The organism is Virgibacillus sp. LDC-1, assembly GCF_030137545.1.
Lineage (GTDB): Bacteria > Bacillota > Bacilli > Bacillales > Amphibacillaceae > LDC-1.
The window spans coordinates 26,739-45,591 of record NZ_JARUVL010000012.1 but is presented as its reverse complement, the minus strand read 5'-3'; the positions used below and the strand labels follow the sequence as shown (position 1 = coordinate 45,591).

Below are 18,853 nucleotides of genomic sequence, written 5' to 3'. Positions count from 1 at the left end.
TGGAGGTGTTGTTGCATACACACTTACTATTTTTTCAAGTTATAAAAAGCACTTAGACCAGCATATTCGCCCATACCAGCTAATTCGTCTTCAATACGAAGTAATTGGTTGTATTTCGCTACACGGTCTGTACGTGACGGTGCTCCTGTTTTAATTTGACCTGCGTTTGTAGCAACAGCAATATCAGCAATGGTTGCATCTTCTGTTTCACCAGAACGGTGAGAAATAACAGCCGTATAACCTGCACGTTTTGCCATTTCAATTGCTTCAAATGTTTCAGTCAGTGTACCAATTTGGTTTACTTTTACTAAAATAGAGTTACTAACTCCTTGCTCGATTCCTTGGGCAAGACGCTTCGTATTCGTAACGAATAAATCATCCCCTACGAGCTGTACACGATCGCCAAGACGTTCAGTTAGTAGCTTATGTCCTTCCCAGTCATTCTCATCTAATCCATCTTCAATGGAAATGATCGGATACTTGTTCACCATTTCTTCATACCAAGTAACCATTTCCTCAGAAGTACGAACAACGCCCTCTCCTTTTAGATGGTATTTACCATCTTCGTACATTTCAGAGGAAGCAACGTCCATAGCTAGTTTTACTTCTTCTCCTGGCTTATAGCCTGCTGCTTCGATTGCTTCAACAATCGTTTGAAGCGCTTCTTCATTTGAGCCAAGGTTTGGCGCAAATCCACCTTCATCTCCAACAGCAGTATTGTAGCCTTTATTTTTCAGTACATTTTTTAAGGAATGGAAAATTTCTGTTCCTGTACGTAATGCTTCTTGGAATGTAGGTGCAGCAACTGGCATAATCATGAATTCCTGAATATCCACATTATTATCCGCATGCTCTCCACCATTTACGATATTCATCATTGGTGTTGGCAATGTTTTTGCATTGAATCCACCAAGATAATTGTAAAGTGGGATCTCGAGATAGCTTGCTGCTGCATGTGCGACCGCCATGGAAACACCTAATATCGCATTTGCACCAAGCTTTCCTTTATTTTCTGTGCCATCTAGCTCAAGCATAATTTGATCAATGATGTTTTGGCGTGTAACATCAATGCCTAATAGCTCAGGTGCAATAACCTCGTTTACATTTTGTACTGCTTTAAGCACACCTTTTCCATTGTAGCGTGCTTTATCTCCGTCACGAAGCTCTACTGCTTCATATTCCCCAGTGGATGCACCACTTGGAACTAATGCTGCGCCAAAAGCGCCAGATTCTGTAAAAACTTCTACTTCAACTGTTGGGTTTCCTCTTGAATCTAAAACTTCACGTGCGTAAACATCTGTAATATAAGGCATATTAATTCTCTCCTTTTTGTTTGATTAAGCTTGTGCCAGTCATTTCTTCTGGTTTATCAACATGCAGTAAATCCAATAAGGTCGGTGCTAAGTCTGCTAGCTTTCCGCCATCGCGCAGTTCAATAGCCTCTTTTGTTACAATCACAGGAACTGGGTTCGTTGTATGTGCTGTCATCGGTTTTCCGTCTAATGTTAATACTTCATCGGAATTCCCATGATCTGCAGTAATAATCGCATGGCCACCTAGCTCCAAAATCTTATCTACAATTTTACCAAGACATTCATCAACCACTTCTATCGCTTTAATTGTCGGTTCTAGCATACCTGAATGTCCAACCATATCTGGATTGGCAAAATTTAATATAATCGCATTGTGTGCTTTTGCATCTAATTCCTTCAATAATGCATCCGTTACTTCATATGCACTCATCTCTGGCTTTAAATCATACGTTGCTACTTTCGGTGAGTTGATTAATATGCGCTTTTCACCAGGAAATTCGGCTTCTCGACCACCACTCATAAAGAACGTAACATGTGGATACTTTTCTGTCTCTGCAATACGTAATTGCTTTAAATGATGTTGTGACAGAACTTCTCCAATTGTATTGTCCAGATTAACTGGTTCATAAGCAACATAGCCATCAACGGTTTCGCTAAAATTCGTCAGCATGACAAAATCAAGATTTTTAGGTGGATGCTCGCCACGATCAAAATCGCGAAAATCTGCATCGGTAAATGTTCTCGAAATTTGAATCGCTCGGTCAGGTCTAAAGTTATAAAAAATAATCGAGTCTTCATCTTGAACTTTTCCTACTGGATTACCTTCTTTATCTAGAATAACAGAAGGAAGGACAAATTCATCATATACGCCGTTTTTATAGGAATCCGCAACAACATCCAATGGATTTTTATATTGAGGTCCCTCACCATAAACCATTGCATCATATGCCTTTTCTACGCGATCCCAGCGTTTATCACGATCCATCGAATAATAACGTCCAGAAATTGTCGCAATCTCTCCGACACCATATTCTTTAATTTTGGCTTCCGTTTGCTCTATATAATTTTTAGCTGTTTGTGGACCAACATCGCGTCCGTCTAAAAATGCATGGATATATACCTTTTCCAAATTTTCATTTTTCGCCAGCTTTAATAAGGCAAATAAATGGTTTATATGGCTGTGCACGCCACCATCGGAAAGTAATCCAAATAGATGCAAGGCTTTCTGTTTTTCCTTTGCATGTCTCATCGCCTGCAGAAATGCTTCTTTTTCAAAGAACTCTCCGTTTTCAATCGAGAGGTTTACTCTGGATAGACTTTGATATACCACTCTACCTGCACCAATGTTTAAATGACCAACTTCTGAATTGCCAATTTGTCCTTCAGGAAGACCAACTGCATTCCCACTTGCTTGTAATTGACTATGTGGGTACGTATTCCAATAGCGGTCAAAGTTTGGCTTTTTTGCTTGCTTTACTGCATTTCCTGTTACTTCATCTCGTATAGCGAATCCGTCCAGGATAATTAATGCAGCAAGTTTTGACTCCGTCATTTTGCACCAGCCTCCACTAATTTGACAAATGAAGCTGCTTCTAAGCTTGCTCCGCCAACAAGTGCACCATCAATATCTGATTGGGACAGCAATTCATCAACATTTGCTGGCTTGACACTACCACCATATTGAATGACGACTTTCTCTGCTGTTTCTGCATTGGTTACTTTTTCTACGACTTTACGGATATGAGAACAAACCTCATTCGCATCCGCACTGGAAGCAGTCTTTCCTGTTCCAATTGCCCAGATTGGTTCATATGCAATAATTGTTTCCGCAACTTGCTTCTTATCAAGACCACCTAGTGCAAGTTCAACTTGCTTTTCTACATGTGCTTTTGTTTCATTTGCCTCACGCTGTGCTAGCGATTCACCAACACAAACAATTGGTGTCAAGCCATGCTTGAATGCGGCATGAATTTTTTTGTTTACGGTCTCATCAGTTTCTGCAAAATATTCACGGCGCTCTGAATGTCCAATAATTACATGAGTAACGCCAATATCCTTTAACATAACAGGACTAACTTCTCCTGTGTAGGCTCCATCATCCGCAAAGTGCATGTTTTGCGCACTCACTTTTAATGTTGTTCCCTTTGTTTTTTCGACAAGCAACGTCAAGTATGGAAAAGGTGCACAAACAATTGCTTCCACTTCTTCTGAATTTGGAAGGCTTGCAACGGCTTCCTCCACAAATTGCACGACATCCGTCGTTTCCTTATTCATTTTCCAGTTACCAGCAATAACCTTTTTTCGCATCTGATCACCTCTCTGTTTTATTTCTGTCCATTTCTTGCTCGTTTTTATTTGTCATCCAGTGCTTGCAAGCCCGGAAGTAGCTTACCTTCCATGAACTCTAGGGAAGCACCGCCACCAGTTGACACATGATCCATTGCAGCCGCAAAACCAAACTTTTCAACCGCTGCTGCAGAATCTCCGCCACCGATGATTGTATAGCCTTCCGTTTCCGATAACGCTTCTGCTACAGCTTTCGTTCCACCTGCAAAAGGTTCCATTTCAAACACACCCATTGGACCATTCCAAATAATGAGCTTCGAAGCTTTTACAATGTCACGATACGTTTCACGAGTTTTAGGACCGATATCAAGTGCCTCCCAATCTGCTGGGATTTGATCAATATCAACTGTTTTAATCGAAGCTTCCTCAGAAAAGGCATCTGCTACTATAGCATCCTCTGGAAGTACAAAACGAACGCCCTTTTCTTTTGCCTTCTCGATAAATTCTTTTGCAAGTGAAATCTTATCTTCTTCAAGTAGTGAATTACCGATTTCATATCCTTGCGCTTTTACAAACGTATATGCTAATCCGCCACCAATAATTAAATTGTCCACTTTATCTAACAGGTTATCAATGACACCAATTTTGTCCTTTACTTTAGCACCGCCAATAATGGCCGTGAATGGTCGTTCTGGATTTTCTAACGCCTTGCCGAGAACTTCAATCTCTTTTTGCATCAAAAAGCCAGCAGCAGCAGGGAGCTTCTCAGCGACACCAGTTGTCGATGCATGTGCACGATGTGCCGCGCCAAAAGCATCATTTACATACAGGTCTGCCATTTGGGCAAAAGCATCCGCTAAAGCAGGATCGTTTTTCGTTTCGCCTGGCTCAAAGCGAACATTTTCGATAAGCAATATGTCACCATTCGACATTTGGGCAATTGCGTTGTTTACTTCTTCCCCATAGACGGCATCTGTTTTTAGCACGCTTTTCCCAATAAGATCACTTAGTCGTTCCGCAACAGGATCAAGTCGGAGTTCTTCTACTACTTGTCCTTTTGGTCTTCCTAAGTGACTCGCTAAAATAACTATGGCTCCATTATCTGATAAATATTTAATCGTTGGTAAAGCAGCTTTTATTCGCGTATCATCCGTTACTTTACCATCCTTCATTGGGACATTAAAATCAACTCTACAAAAAACTTTTTTTCCACTTACATTTACATCTTGAAGTGTTTTTTTATTCACGAGAAACCCTCCCAATTAAAGTATGTACCAACATCATTATAGTCGGTTTCTTTCTTAATTGCTTTTAATATCATGTGAATTTGCGGAAAAATCATGAGTCTAAACTATTTTAACGCATAAACGTTTAAAAAAGGAGGAGGAATACCCCCTCCTTTTCGAAGATAGCATGTCTACTATATTATAAACCTTTTTCCTCCATATAAACCGCTAAATCAATACAACGAGCAGAATAACCCATCTCATTATCATACCAAGAAACAACCTTTACTAAGTTGTCTTCCAGTACCATTGTTGATAAAGCATCAAGAATAGATGAATGTGTATTTCCAATGATATCTCTTGAGACTAATGGCTCTTCCGTATATTCAAGAATTCCTTTTAGTTCTCCTTCTGCTGCTGTTTTAAATGCTTTATTTAACTCCTCAACCGTTGTATTTTTCTCTAATTCCACAGTTAAGTCGACGATCGAACCGTCTGGAGTTGGAACACGCATTGCCATTCCGTTTAATTTCCCATTTAATTCAGGTAATACTTTACCTACTGCTTTAGCTGCTCCAGTTGTTGTTGGAATAATGCTTTCAGCAGCCGCACGTGCACGACGATAATCTTTATGTGGTAAATCCAATATTTGCTGATCATTAGTATATGCGTGAACAGTTGTCATTAACCCGCGCTTGATGCCGAAGTTATCTTGTAGTACTTTTGCAAACGGTGCTAAACAGTTTGTTGTACATGAAGCATTGGATACAACATGGTGGTTTGCAGCTTCATATTCATTTTCGTTAACTCCCATAACTACTGTTACATCTTCATTTTTACCTGGTGCAGAAATAATTACCTTTTTAGCACCTGCATCAAGATGCTTTTGACAAGATTCGCGATCTACGAAACGACCAGTGGATTCAATTACGATGTCAACACCTAATTCACCCCATGGAAGCTTTGCAGGCTCACGTTCTGCTAGAACCTTAATTTCTTTTCCACCTACTATTAACGCAGTATCAGTTACCGTTACTTCTTCTTCTAATTTTCCGTGAACAGAATCGTACTTCAATAAATGTGCTAGCATTTTGGCATCTGTTAAATCATTGATTGCTACTACTTCTACCTTATCATTCTTTAATGATTGACGGAATACATTACGTCCTATACGCCCAAATCCATTAATACCAATTTTTACTGCCATTTTATACTCCTCCTGTTTTGTGTATTTATATATTTAAAGGGATAAATCCCTTAAAATCTCTTCTGCTGCTGCTTCATCAGTAATAAGTAAATCACTTTTTCCTCTTTGAAAATAAGAGGATATCGCTTGTCCTTTTGATTTACCTCCTGCAACTGTAATAACCGTTTTCGCAGCATCTAAATCCTCCAAATGGATACCTACTGTGTTTACTTTGTGAACGATTTGTCCAGCTTGATCAAAGTAATACCCAAATGCTTCACTTACCGCATTGGTTTCTTGTAACAATGTAATAACTTCACTTGCTGTTTTCCTACGATAAGCCATTTTTAATGCGTTCCCTACTCCATGTAACACAATGTCTGCTTGTTTTATTTGCTTTAAAATTTCATCAATAGAAGGCTCGCTAATGATCGATTGGTAGGAGGCATCACTAAGTAAGTCGGGTACATATAATAGTCGATAATTTCCGTTTGCCTTTTTCGCCATTTCTGAAACAATGGTGTTTGCTTGGTTTTCCATTTTTTCACCAATACCACCGCGGGCGGGGACAAACAATAAATTTCCCTGTTTATCAAAAGGCGTCATTACTGCCGCTATCGCTGCCATTGTTGTACCACCTGTTACAGCGATTGTTGAATTAGGATTAACAATAGATTTTAGATAAGCGACACAGGCCTTTCCCATTTCCTGCTTTACCCAAGCATTTTCATCACTATTACCAGGAATAATGATGACATTACTTAATTTAAGCTTATCCTTAATCTTATTTTCTAAAACACTTAAACCCATTACTTCACCCATGAGCTCTGCTAATTGTTCCAAAATTATTTTACCCTCATTTGCAATAAGCATCCCTTTTGCGGTTACATGGATAAGCCCTTGCTCCTGCAAAAAATCAACTTCACTTCGAATCGTCCGTTCTGTCAAATTAGAATTATCAGCCAATGCTCTTCTTCCGATTGGTTGAAAGCGGGCAATATTGTGAAGAACCGCATATCGTTGCTGCATAACTGCTAACACTTCAGGGTATAATCTCTTTTGTAGCTCAATTAAATGTCTCACAGGTATTGCTCCTTTTCTTTTGGACATTTTTAGTCCCAGCCGGATAATTATCGTCCCACTAAGTGTAAAAAAATATGAAGCTTCTTTACACTTAGATTATACCACACTACTAAAAATATACAATAAAAATCACTTTTCTCTTTGTACTGTATTTTCCTGACAAAAGAAAAATGATAACTTCATTTGTCAGGATCCCTTTGAAACGATAGCGCTTCTTAAGTTTTTAACAATGCTTCTTCCATCACATCAAGCTGGATAGAGCGACAATCGAATTCAGTTTCCCCAATAACAATATGTGGAATTGTTAATTGGTAGGTTTCTAACCATGAATCATTGCTATAAATATCCCGTTCTTCGATAGAAAATGAATAGTCCGTTTGAAGTAGCTCTAAAAGAGTTTTTGCTTCATCGCATAATGGACAATTCGCTTTTGTATATAATATAACCTGCTTCATCATGTTCTTCCTCCCTGTCTTCTTTTTGTTGATGCACGTATGTGTAACAGCTCACGATATTTCGCAATCGTTCTTCGAGCAACCTGGATTCCATAAGCCGATTCTATCTCCTTTTTTATTGCTTCATCTGAAAATGGTTTATGTTTATCTTCAAGTTGAACAACCTCTCGGATAAAGTATTTTAACGCAAAGGCTGAAATCGCACTCCCATTCTTTTGCTTTATTCCCGGTTGAAAAAAGAACTTTAGCTCGATAATTCCCTGTGGTGTTTGTACATATTTACCTTGAATTGTTCGACTTACGGTGGAAATACTTACACGGATACGTTCAGCAACTTCTTTTAATGTAAGTGGCTTTAGCCATGTAGCTCCATGCTCAAAGTACATCATTTGTTTTTCTATAATCGTCTGGATAATACGCTGAATAAGGGTAGATCGATAGCCGATTGCTTGGTTAATCCGTTCAATTTGCTTCTTTTTTTCTTCTATGAATGCCAACGTTGGTGCATCATACCCGTCGAGCTGTTTATATGTCTTGTTTAAGGAAATGGTAGGCGTGCTCCAATGAAAGAATTTAATCTTCCAAGCTCCCTTTTCCTTTATAATGGAGGCTTCAGGAATAATATAGGTTGCCCTTTTTGATGACAATAGTTGTCCAGGCTTGGGATGACTGGCTTTAATCTGTTCGATAATATTTTCGGCATCCGACTTTGCTATTGCGTACGTTTCAGATATTGCGCTCGTATTTTCATCCGCAATCCAATCTAAGTGTTCGTTTAAAAGGATATGAATTGCTTTTTCTTCGTGGGACTTCACTGTTAACTGTAATAAAATACATTCCTGAAACGATCTCGCTCCGATACCAGGTGGATCTAGCTGTTGAATATAATCGAGTGCTTGCTCTACAATTTCAACAGAAGTATTACATGCAGAAGCCCAAACCTCAAGACTGATTTCTAGATACCCATCCTCATTTAATGAATCAATTCCGAATAATACAACCGGCAATATTTCCTGGGGAATATCTAATGTATAAAGCTGTTTTTTCAATTGTTCATACATAGAAATGGCGCTTTCTTTTGTTTCCCCAATCGGTAAATGATTGATTGCTGTATCTTTATATGCCGAGAAATCAAAATTATATTCAACATCTTCTATTAATGGATTCTCTTTGGAAAGCTGCTTCAAGTAATCGACTAATTCCACACTTGAAAGCTGCAAGATGTGAATCGCCTGCAGCAAAGACTGATTCATCTTCCATTGAAGTGATTGTTCTTGAATAAGCTTTGGCTTCATCTAATCCTCTCCAAGTAAACCATGCTTTTTTTCTATTTTGCCATAACTAACTGGAAAACGCACGAGACTGTAATTGGTAAATATATAAAATTAAAACCTATCCACCTATTTTGTTATTTCAAAAATTTTTAATACAATGACATAAAGATTATAAAAAGGTAATTTAATGTTTTAAGGGGGATATGAAATGGAAGGAAGCTATTATGTTGGCTGGGGTACACTTGCGTTGATCAATGCAGGATTGGCACAAGGAAAAAACAGAACCGCTTTCAATTGGTTTTTACTCTCATTGTTTTTGGGGCCTATTGCTACATTAATACTCCTATTTGCTGAAAAGCGGTAAAAGCAGTGATAGAAAAGAAAGACAGACTTATCTTATCTATATAAAAAAGTCAGATTGCCCATCGAAAAATGAACGATCTGACTTTTTTACATTCCTGGGTTTCCGCCATACTTCTTCTTAAAGTAAATCCTTATAAATTTCAGCACTTGATTTATTCGTCATAACTGACAAAGGAATATCAAATGCCGTTTTTGCTCCCGTTTCGCCTCTTTTGTTTAAATGATAGGCTGCTCTTGCATATGCAACTAATACACTAGCCGTAAATTCTGGGTTACTATCCAACGCTAAAGCGAACTCAACCGTTGCTTGATTATCATCACTTGTATTTCCAGAACGAATCACAAAGCCTCCATGCTTCATCTTGCTATGATTTTGCTTTAGCTCTTCTTCACTTATAAAATGAACCGTCGTATCATATGGTGCAAAATAGTCTGGCATTGTTTTAATTTCGTTTTCAATCCGCGTTTGATCCTTTTCATCAGCTACCACATAACAAACTCTTTTATGGCGATCTGCGCCAGTTAGTTCCGCACCTTCACCAGCTCTTGCTTTTTCAAGAATTAGATCAATTGGCACCGTATATTGCACTCCAGCTTTTACACCTTCAATACGTCTCACTGCCTCAGAATGCCCTTGGCTTAGTCCTTCTCCCCAAAAAGTATGTGTGCCACCTGTTGGAAGTACGATTTCTCCTAGTAAACGATTCATGGAGAAGAGTCCTGGATCCCAGCCTACCGAAACAACACCGACTTTTCCACTTTCCTTTGCAACACGATCTACTTTTTCGATATGTGCTGGAATTTTTGAATGATTATCAAAGCTATCTACGATATTAAACTTGGCTACAATTTCTGGACTCATCGTAGGTAAATCACTTGCTGAACCACCACAAAGTACCATAACATCAATTTTATCTGTAAACTTTTCCATTTCATCATATGTGAACACTTCAACACCAGGAAATACAGTTTGAATAGTTGAAGGATCTCTTCTAGTAAATACTCCTACTAATTTCAAATCTGGATTTCGATGGATTGCGATTTCTACACCTTTTCCTAAATTACCATAGCCTACTATTCCTACTCGGATGCTATTTTCCACTTTCTCCACTTCCTTTATCCAAAATTTCTATCTTTCGAGTATAAGGGTTTTCCTAAAATTGTTCAAAAGTTTTCTACTCTGGTGGTACTAATTTTATTCATCATTAATGAATAGGGTCGTCTTCATTAAGGAGCTTCATATGCTATAATAATGCAAACATTGCACGCCAGATAGAAACTGTTATCAACAAAATGCTGAAGGAGGTTATTAGGATGAAACATTCATTTTCTGTACTTATTATTGGGGGAGATGACCGTTACCTAGAAGTCATTCATCAATTAATAAAACAAAATGGGACCATTTATTTAGCCGGCTTTGAAAATGTTCAGGTACAGCTTCAGCACAATCGGATTCATCATGTCAAACTGGATAAGATGGATGTTAGCCAATTGGACGGATTGCTCCTTCCAGTAAGTGGAACAAGCGCACAGGGAAGAGTTGAACATGCTCGTTTTACAAATGAGCCCTTGATTGTGACTGAAGAGTTAATCAAAAATACGCCAAGTCATTGTAAAATCTTTACGGGAATATCAAATGGGTATTTAAATGAAGTGATTCAACGAACAGATCGAACATTAGTGGAGATATTCAAACGAGATGATGTTGCCATCTTAAATGCTATTCCAACGGCAGAAGGTATATTAGCTCTAGCGATAAAACATACAAACTATACAATCCATGGTGCGCGTGTTATGATTCTTGGATTTGGACGTGTCGGGATGACAGTAGCCCGACTGTTTGCTGCGATTGGAGCCTCTGTTTACGTTGGAGCACGTAACCCTACAGCGTTTGCTCGAGCAAAAGAAATGGGACTAATACCTTTTTCTATCCTAAACGAAATGGACAAAGCAAAAGAGATGGACATTATAATTAATACCATTCCTACTGAAATCCTAAATACAACAGTGCTTTCCACTTTATCAGACTCGACACTTATAATTGATATCGCATCCAATCCCGGAGGCACAAATTTTCAATTTGCGAAAGAGAAAGGAATAACAGCAATCCATGCGCTTGGGCTTCCTGGAAAGGTAGCACCAAAAACTGCTGGTACCATTATTGCAGATGTTATCATTAAAAATTTAATTGAGCAGTAGAAATATAGAACTTCCTTATTTCGCTTTTCGACCCCCTGATTATTATTTTTTTCTTCGTACTAATTAAATAGCCGTTACGTATTTCCCCTAATCCCCACGTAACGGCTGGGGAGTTCTGCGCTCCCCTTTTTTAGTTTATGAACTATCCCAATATCTTTCCTTCAACTGAAACAAATCCTATTTTTTGCTAGGTTTTAGAACAACCAAAAAGGACTTTCCATCACAAAAAAAGAGATACAAAGATTGTATCCCTTGCTAAAACGATATTATAGCGCGCTCGAGAGGAATCGAACCCCCGACACATGGCACCGGAAACCATTGCTCTATCCGACTGAGCTACGAGCGCATTTAATAAAATGTAATTAACACACATAGGCTATTATAACGCGACAATAACAACAAAACAAGTATTTTTTCTACCTGTGTTTATGTTTTATTCCATTAGGGAATGCTTGAAATGTGCTATGTTGGTGCGTATATTTAATATAGAAACCGATTAAAATTAAATGTTGTACATAAGAACTTTTTGTTTGACCTTTATTGACCTTTTCGTTATGATAAATTTACAACCTAATAAAAGGGTTATGGCAATCGAAAAAAGGAGGATTTTTATGAATTTAATTCCAACAGTTATTGAACAAACAAACCGCGGTGAACGTGCATATGATATTTACTCTCGTCTATTAAAGGACCGTATTATTATGCTTGGCAGTGCAATTGATGACAATGTTGCAAATTCCATTGTAGCTCAATTGCTTTTCCTAGAAGCAGAAGATCCAGGTAAGGACATTTCGCTTTATATTAACTCCCCTGGTGGTTCGATTACTGCAGGTATGGCTATTTACGATACGATGCAATTTATCAAATCTGATGTATCGACGATTTGTACTGGAATGGCTGCTTCGATGGGTGCATTTTTACTCGCAGCGGGCGAAAAAGGAAAGCGTTATGCATTACCAAACAGTGAAGTAATGATTCACCAGCCGCTTGGAGGTACACAAGGCCAAGCAACAGATATCGAAATTCATGCTAGAAGAATTATTGAAATGAAAAAGAAAATGAATCAAATCCTTTCTGAACGTACTGGACAGCCGCTAGAAGTTGTCGAGCAAGATACAGAACGCGATAACTTTATGACTGCTGAAAGAGCAGTAGACTATGGATTAATTGATAAAATCCTAGAGCGCAAACCAGATACAAAGTAATCCAAAAAAACATAAAAAGCTACCTTCTAAACGTCTCAGCCATTTGGCAAATCGTTTAAGGTAGCTTTTTTATTTGCAGTTCAATTATGTACGCGAAACATATGCTACAAGATGATTTAATGCCGCTTCTTCATCTAATCCATCTGCAAGTAGTAAGATTGTTTCTCCATGACTAACCGCTAAACTCATTAATCCCATAATACTTTTCGCATTAACACGTTTTTTGTCCTTTTCAATAAATAAATGCGCTGCATAACGATTTGCTTCTTGTACAAATTGTGCAGCTGGTCTTGCTTGGAGTCCTGTTTCTAGTTCTACTCTTACCGTTCGTTCAAGCAACCTATTCACCCTCCCCATATTCACCGAAATATAAAAAACGCGTTCCAACTAAAATACCTCTTTTTACCCAGATTCGTCTCTGTTTGTAAATTATCGATATTATAACATGGAACACGCTTTATGAAAATGAAATTTTCCAGAATATTTAAATGTTTTCTCCGCGTCTTATCTTATCGGCAAATTCATCGATTTTCTTTAACCGATGATTTACACCAGATTTAGAAATTTTACCTGAAGCACAAAGTTCCCCTAGCTCCTTTAATGTAACATCATCATGCTGAACACGTAATACAGCAATTTCACGAAGCTTTTCAGGTAATGCATCCAAGCCAACTGTGTTTTCAATTAACTGGATATTTTCAATTTGTCGATAGGCTGCTCCAATCGTTTTATTTAAATTTGCTGTTTCACAATTCACAAGACGATTTACCGAGTTGCGCATATCTCGTACAATGCGAACATCCTCAAATTTAAACAACGCGTTGTGGGCACCAATAATACTTAAAAATGCCGTGATTTTTTCCGCTTCTTTAATATAGACGATATAACCATTTCTTCGTTCTAACTTTCTCGCATGTAATTGAAATGCATTGAATAACTCACATAATGCATTATTATGCTCCTCATAAAAATTAAAGATTTCTAAATGATAGGAGGAAGTTTCCGGATTATTAATCGATCCACCAGCTAAAAAAGCGCCTCGCAAATATGACTTTTTGCAGCAGGATTTCTTTAGATACGTATCGGATATCGTACGAATGAAAGAATATGGTTCTTCTAAGATATTAAGATCTGCTAGCATCTTTCGGACGCCATCCTTTAATCGAACGATATATACATTGTTTTTTTTCAGCTTCATTTTCCTGCGAACTAAAAGCTCAACAGGCATCGCGTATCTCGATTTGATTAACATATAGATTCTCCGAGCAATCGCAGCATTTTCTGTTTGCACATCAAGCATGTATGCCTGCTGTGAAAAAGAAATCGTCCCATTCATTCGGATTAATGCAGCTAGCTCTGCCTGTGCACAGCACGTATCTACTTCAATACTTGTTAGTTCTTTTTTTATTTCTGATGCGAAGGACATGATGATCCCTCCTTTACCAAAAAACTACGTTTAACTAATTTAATACAATAGAATGTAGTAATTTGGATATTTTATGTGTGTCATGTCGTAATGTAAAGTGGTGCTGTGTAATGATATCTCCCTCAATAATCTGTAGACCCATTTCTAACAGTTTCTCGATATCATATTGCACTGGAACAGCATTTTCTTCTGCATAAACATGGAGTATTCTTTCATTGATTGGTTCATTATGAACGACAACTGCATCCACACAGTCTTCTCCGATATGGTTCCAAATTGCTTTCACATGATCGGATGCCGCATATCCCGTTGTTTCTCCTGCTTGTGTCATTACATTACAAACATAAATTACTTTTGCTTTTGTTTGTCTTATCGCCGCATCAATACCTGGAATAATTAAATTCGGAAGAATACTCGTGTATAGACTTCCAGGTGAAATAACGACAAGATCCGCTTCATTTATTGCTTGAATTGCATTAGGCAACGGTTGAACTGGTTCAGGACGCAAAAAAACACGCTTTATTTGCTTGTTTGCAAGCGGAATATTTGATTCACCTGAAACAATGGTACCATCTTCCATTTCTGCATGAAGCGAGATCATTTCGTTCGATATTGGTAAAATATCCCCTTTTACGTTTAGCACACGAGATATTTCCTTAATTCCTGTATAAAAATCACCTGTAATGGATGTCATTGCTGCTAACAATAAGTTCCCCATCGAATGTCCAGAAAGTCCATTTCCACTTGAAAAGCGGTGCTGAAAAAGCTCTACAAGCATCGGCTCTACATCTGATAAAGCTGCAATTACATTCCTTATATCCCCTGGAGCGGGAATATCCATTTCTGATCGTAATCTTCCAGTACTGCCTCCATCATCTGCTACAGTTACCAGTGCTGTTAAATGGACTGGTAAATGCTTTAAACCACGAAGCAAAACAGGCATTCCTGTTCCTCCACCAATGACAACAACACGTGGCTCATGATTTTCTGTCATCGCTAATGTCCCTTTCTCTTGTCGATATCACGATGGCTCACATGCGTAATATAATTGTTCGTTAATTGCTTTGCAAAGAATTCAGCCAACGCTACAGACCGATGCTGTCCACCAGTACAGCCAATCGCTACAACAAGCTGTGATTTTCCTTCTTTTTTATATAATGGAAGCATAAATTGCAATAGCTCAAGAACCTTTTCTTGAAACTTTTGCGTATCGGACCATTTGAACACATAAGAAGAAACATCCGGATTTAAACCGGTTAATGGCTGCAAATTAGATACATAATGCGGATTTGGGAGAAAACGAACATCAAATACAAGATCCGCATCAATTGGCAATCCATATTTAAAGCCAAAGGATACCATATGAACGGAAAATATTTCTTGCTTTTCTTCTTGATAAGCTCGAAGGATTTTTTCTCGTAAATCCTTTGGTTTTAAATTCGTTGTATCAATGATTCGTTGCGCCCTACCTCGCAATTCATCTAGTATTTCTCTCTCCTGCTTAATCCCCTTTAAAGGTAAATCACCGATTGCAAGTGGATGTGAGCGGCGTGTCTCCTTATAGCGACTCACAAGCTGCTCGTCCTTTGCATCCAAAAATAATATATGCTCATCAAGCCATTCCTCATCACCGAGTATATCCAAGGCTTCAAATAATGAATCAAAAAATTCTCTTCCTCGCAAATCCATGACAAGTGCAACTTTGTGAATATTGTTCGTTGAATCTCGCATTAGCTCTAAAAATTTTGGCAGTAGCATTGGTGGTAAATTATCCACACAATAGTAGCCAAGATCTTCAAAGCTTTGAATAGCTACCGTTTTACCTGCTCCAGACATCCCCGTAATAATGACAAGCTTTGTTTCTTGTTCTTTTTCTAACATTGTCATGGTGTGCTCCCCTTTCAACCTCTTATCACAGTACTTCTATTAATCAGTAGATGGATCAAAGCGATATGCTAAAAGATCAAAATCTTTTGTGTATGAAAAAGCGCCGTAAAGCAATTCATCCGATGAAAGAATGTGGGCAAAGATTTTTCGATCTCCCTCTGCCATTGGAAGAGAAGCAATCGTATCAATTGGTATCCATTCCAATTCTCCCTCTTTACAATTGTCTGTCAGCTCTCCAGTAAACGTATCACAAACAAACGTAAACATCATCCATTCCTGCTGTAAATTCTCTTCTTCAAAAATAGAAAAGGTAAAAACCCCAGCTAAGGAAGGGTTTTTAACATGTAATGCTGTTTCTTCTCGATATTCACGAATTGCTGCTTCTTTGATGGTCTCTCCATGCTCCATTTTTCCCCCTGGAATTGCATACCATCCTCGTCTTGGTTTCTTTATCATTAAAATATGATTATTATTTATTAATATGCAGTTTGCAACACGCTGCATAAATCATCACCTCTATTTCTCTCTAAACATTAAAGCTCGTAATTTATTAAATGAATACAGTGGTGTGAATTCTAGTTTCAAGTTAAATCTTCCTAGGCAAAGACCTCCCTTTATTATACATTGAATTATATGAACATACCAGCCAAGAAAGCTCGCTCAAAAAGAAACAAAAAAAGGCACAGATGCTTTTGACATCTGTGCAAAAATAATCTATTTATTAAAAAAGGGGGTCAATTAGTTAACTCTATTGTACCCCTTAATTGTTTCGTGCGTGTTACAGCAACGTTAAAATGAAATTACTTTATCGTTTCCTTCTTTTTATCTTTCAATTCTTCAATATATGCTTGTGCTTCTTCAGCAGCTATACTACCGTCTCCAGTAGCTGTAACGATTTGACGAAGCTTTTTCTCGCGAACATCTCCCGCAGCATAAATTCCGGGAATACGCGTTTCCATATTTTCATTCGTTACGATATAGCCTTCTTCATTTGTAATACCTAATGATTTAAATGGATCACTTAATGGGAACATCCCAATATAAATAAATACACCGTCTGTTGGGAAATCATATTCCTCGCCAGTATTTCTATTCTTTAAGGTTACACTACTTACTTTTCCATCAGGACCATTTATTGTTTTTGCCTCAGTATCCCAAATGAATTCGATTTTTTCATTATTGAATGCACGCGTTTGAATAATTTTTTGGGCACGTAATTCATCACGACGATGAATAATCGTTACCTTGCGAGCGAATTTCGTTAAATAGATGCCTTCCTCAACAGCAGAGTCTCCCCCACCAATAACGACAAGATCTTTATCTCTGAAAAAAGCACCATCACAAACAGCGCAATAAGATACACCACGGCCTGATAATTCTTCCTCACCAGGAATACCGAGCTTTTTATGTTCAGCTCCTGTTGAAATAATTAACGTTTTTGTTTTGTATTCTTTGTTGCCCACTTTTACAATTTTAACATCGCCTTCGTCAACTACTTCTTTAATATCTCCGTACGCATATTCTGCACCGAATTTTTTCGCATGCTCAAACATCTTGTTTGATAGATCAGGCCCTAGAATATAATCAAAACCAGGAAAATTCTCTACTTCCTCTGTATTAGCCATCTGTCCACCAGGAATACCTCGTTCTATCATTAAGGTTTCTAGGTTAGCACGTGATGCATAAACAGCAGCGGTCATACCTGCTGGACCTGCACCTGCGATAATAACATCATATATCATTTCTTCGGACATTTTATTTCGCCCCTTTTTATCCTTTTTATTCGTTAGTAATAGCGTATAAGATTAGACTATTTTCGTCTAATTATTTGCTCACACATACACTTCCCAAGGAAATTTTTCTTGTAACAACAATTGGTGCTTTTTACATCCTTCTTCCCATAAGGCAATCGCTTTTTCTTCAAAACCAGTCATATACAATGTAAGACTATACCATCTATAAAACGATATATGGCTCCGAACGATTCCTTTATCCACCAGCTTAAAACGTTGTAGGGCTTCTGAATAACATGCTGTTCTAGCAAATGTTACCGCTATTTTTAATTTTTGCTGCTCGTGTATAGGATATACATTTAGTAATGCACGCTTATGCTTTTCATATTCACTAATATCATTCATTTCATAAAAGAATAAAGCCAAATTAGCATGCGGAAACAACGCATTCGGCTCTTCTTTCAGATGCGCTTGTTCCATTTGAATAGCATCTTCTTGATAACCAGCAAAAAAGAGGGCATGAGCATATTCGTGCTTTGTCGTTTTATGCTCTGGAAATAGATGAAGCATTTCTTCTAGCGTAGCAATTGCATTATCCCAATCCATCGTTTCCATATAATAAAAAGCAGACTCTTGATAAATGATTAATTCATCTTCGTCTTCTACATCCCAATCGTCATCCTGTTCCTCATCAATTTCGATAAAGTAGAGTAAGTCCTCTGCCTCTTCTCGAAAATCACCTTTAGGAGCTAAATTAAGATAAGACAATGCGTATTTTTTGGCATCATGTAACAAGCCTAGGTGGGCATAATTGTTTGCAAGCAAATAATAACAATCAATATATTTATCACCAGAGGTTTGCAAAACATTCGTCAATAACTGATTTGCCTTATGAAAAGAACCGATTTCGGTATATATTATTGACATTTGACATTTATAAAGTGGTTCATCAGGTGTTGCTTCAATTGCTTTCGTTAGCCACTTAATCGCAATCTCAAACTTCCGTTTCTGAAAGGCTTTAACACCCTTCATGTAATAAAAATCTCCTTCAGGAATAAAAGGAATAATCTTATTGGAAGCCTCCACCCTATTCTTCGTTTGTTGCATGTATATTCCCCATTTGTTATGTTGACATCATTTATTCGAAAACGTCGCATAAGCTACGTTTCACCAGAACAAAGTATACCATATCTACTATGGAAATAATAGTTGCCAAC

19 protein-coding genes and 1 tRNA gene are annotated in these 18,853 nt (G+C 37.9%); 3 read left to right on the top strand and 17 right to left on the bottom strand.

What is annotated here, in order from left to right; translation table 11 throughout:
• Positions 1–26: 26 nt before the first annotated feature.
• The 8 genes from eno to rpoN form a co-directional block, all read right to left on the bottom strand.
• Positions 27–1,313: a phosphopyruvate hydratase gene (gene eno, locus QBK89_RS11105; protein ID WP_284141122.1), complete on the bottom strand. Its 1,287-nt coding sequence runs from the start codon at positions 1,311–1,313 to the stop codon at positions 27–29.
• A 1-nt stretch (position 1,314) separates the two neighbouring features.
• On the bottom strand, positions 1,315–2,865 hold the full coding sequence (gpmI, locus tag QBK89_RS11100; RefSeq protein WP_284141121.1) for a 2,3-bisphosphoglycerate-independent phosphoglycerate mutase: 1,551 nt from the start codon (positions 2,863–2,865) through the stop codon (positions 1,315–1,317).
• Complete coding sequence (tpiA, locus tag QBK89_RS11095) at positions 2,862–3,620, bottom strand: triose-phosphate isomerase (RefSeq protein ID WP_284141120.1); 759 nt, start codon at positions 3,618–3,620, stop codon at positions 2,862–2,864. The genes gpmI and tpiA overlap by 4 nt, the downstream gene beginning before the upstream one ends.
• Before the next feature lie 44 nt (positions 3,621–3,664).
• Positions 3,665–4,846, bottom strand: coding sequence for a phosphoglycerate kinase (locus tag QBK89_RS11090; protein WP_284141119.1), 1,182 nt, complete (start codon positions 4,844–4,846; stop codon positions 3,665–3,667).
• Between the two features lie 178 nt (positions 4,847–5,024).
• Entirely contained in the window at positions 5,025–6,032 is a 1,008-nt protein-coding gene (gap, locus tag QBK89_RS11085; protein ID WP_284141118.1) for a type I glyceraldehyde-3-phosphate dehydrogenase, read from the bottom strand.
• A 33-nt stretch (positions 6,033–6,065) separates the two neighbouring features.
• Positions 6,066–7,094, bottom strand: a complete 1,029-nt coding sequence (locus QBK89_RS11080; protein ID WP_284141117.1) for a sugar-binding transcriptional regulator — start codon at positions 7,092–7,094, stop codon at positions 6,066–6,068.
• A gap of 215 nt (positions 7,095–7,309) precedes the next feature.
• Positions 7,310–7,552 (bottom strand): glutaredoxin family protein, encoded by a 243-nt coding sequence (locus QBK89_RS11075; RefSeq protein ID WP_284141116.1) that lies wholly within the window; start codon positions 7,550–7,552, stop codon positions 7,310–7,312.
• A complete protein-coding gene (gene rpoN / locus QBK89_RS11070; RefSeq protein WP_284141115.1) occupies positions 7,549–8,844 on the bottom strand; it encodes an RNA polymerase factor sigma-54 in 1,296 nt (431 codons plus the stop codon). Before rpoN ends, QBK89_RS11075 begins: the two co-directional genes overlap by 4 nt.
• Positions 8,845–9,031: 187 nt before the next feature.
• Here rpoN and QBK89_RS11065 point away from each other — a divergent pair, with 187 nt between their 5' ends.
• On the top strand, positions 9,032–9,187 hold the full coding sequence (locus QBK89_RS11065) for a hypothetical protein (RefSeq protein WP_284141114.1): 156 nt from the start codon (positions 9,032–9,034) through the stop codon (positions 9,185–9,187).
• A 117-nt stretch (positions 9,188–9,304) separates the two neighbouring features.
• Here the strand turns inward: QBK89_RS11065 and QBK89_RS11060 are convergent, their stop codons facing one another.
• The gene (locus tag QBK89_RS11060) at positions 9,305–10,288 is read right to left on the bottom strand and encodes a diaminopimelate dehydrogenase (RefSeq protein WP_284141113.1); all 984 of its coding nucleotides are present in this window, start codon (positions 10,286–10,288) and stop codon (positions 9,305–9,307) included.
• A gap of 212 nt (positions 10,289–10,500) precedes the next feature.
• On the opposite strand from QBK89_RS11060, the gene dpsA reads away from it, so the two are divergent.
• A complete protein-coding gene (dpsA, locus tag QBK89_RS11055) occupies positions 10,501–11,385 on the top strand; it encodes a dipicolinate synthase subunit DpsA (RefSeq protein ID WP_284141112.1) in 885 nt (294 codons plus the stop codon).
• A 272-nt stretch (positions 11,386–11,657) separates the two neighbouring features.
• Here the strand turns inward: dpsA and QBK89_RS11050 are convergent.
• A tRNA-Arg gene (locus tag QBK89_RS11050) sits at positions 11,658–11,731 on the bottom strand.
• 265 nt (positions 11,732–11,996) lie between these two features.
• Here QBK89_RS11050 and clpP point away from each other — a divergent pair.
• Positions 11,997–12,590 (top strand): ATP-dependent Clp endopeptidase proteolytic subunit ClpP, encoded by a 594-nt coding sequence (clpP, locus tag QBK89_RS11045; RefSeq protein ID WP_284141111.1) that lies wholly within the window; start codon positions 11,997–11,999, stop codon positions 12,588–12,590.
• Positions 12,591–12,674: 84 nt separating this feature from the next.
• On the opposite strand, the gene QBK89_RS11040 is transcribed toward clpP, so the two are convergent.
• The 7 genes from QBK89_RS11040 to QBK89_RS11010 form a co-directional block, all read right to left on the bottom strand.
• Positions 12,675–12,929: an HPr family phosphocarrier protein gene (locus QBK89_RS11040; RefSeq protein ID WP_284141110.1), complete on the bottom strand. Its 255-nt coding sequence runs from the start codon at positions 12,927–12,929 to the stop codon at positions 12,675–12,677.
• Positions 12,930–13,074: 145 nt separating this feature from the next.
• Positions 13,075–14,016: a DNA-binding protein WhiA gene (gene whiA, locus QBK89_RS11035; protein WP_284141109.1), complete on the bottom strand. Its 942-nt coding sequence runs from the start codon at positions 14,014–14,016 to the stop codon at positions 13,075–13,077.
• A 34-nt stretch (positions 14,017–14,050) separates the two neighbouring features.
• Positions 14,051–15,010 carry a gluconeogenesis factor YvcK family protein gene (locus QBK89_RS11030; RefSeq protein WP_284141108.1) on the bottom strand — a complete coding sequence of 320 codons (960 nt, stop codon included), beginning with the start codon at positions 15,008–15,010 and terminating at the stop codon, positions 14,051–14,053.
• Between the two features lie 2 nt (positions 15,011–15,012).
• On the bottom strand, positions 15,013–15,897 hold the full coding sequence (rapZ, locus tag QBK89_RS11025; RefSeq protein ID WP_284141161.1) for an RNase adapter RapZ: 885 nt from the start codon (positions 15,895–15,897) through the stop codon (positions 15,013–15,015).
• A 45-nt stretch (positions 15,898–15,942) separates the two neighbouring features.
• Positions 15,943–16,407 carry an NUDIX hydrolase gene (locus tag QBK89_RS11020; protein ID WP_284141107.1) on the bottom strand — a complete coding sequence of 155 codons (465 nt, stop codon included), beginning with the start codon at positions 16,405–16,407 and terminating at the stop codon, positions 15,943–15,945.
• A 296-nt stretch (positions 16,408–16,703) separates the two neighbouring features.
• On the bottom strand, positions 16,704–17,657 hold the full coding sequence (trxB, locus tag QBK89_RS11015; RefSeq protein WP_284141106.1) for a thioredoxin-disulfide reductase: 954 nt from the start codon (positions 17,655–17,657) through the stop codon (positions 16,704–16,706).
• Between the two features lie 78 nt (positions 17,658–17,735).
• Entirely contained in the window at positions 17,736–18,743 is a 1,008-nt protein-coding gene (locus tag QBK89_RS11010) for a tetratricopeptide repeat protein (RefSeq protein ID WP_284141105.1), read from the bottom strand.
• Between the last annotated feature and the right edge of the window lie 110 nt (positions 18,744–18,853).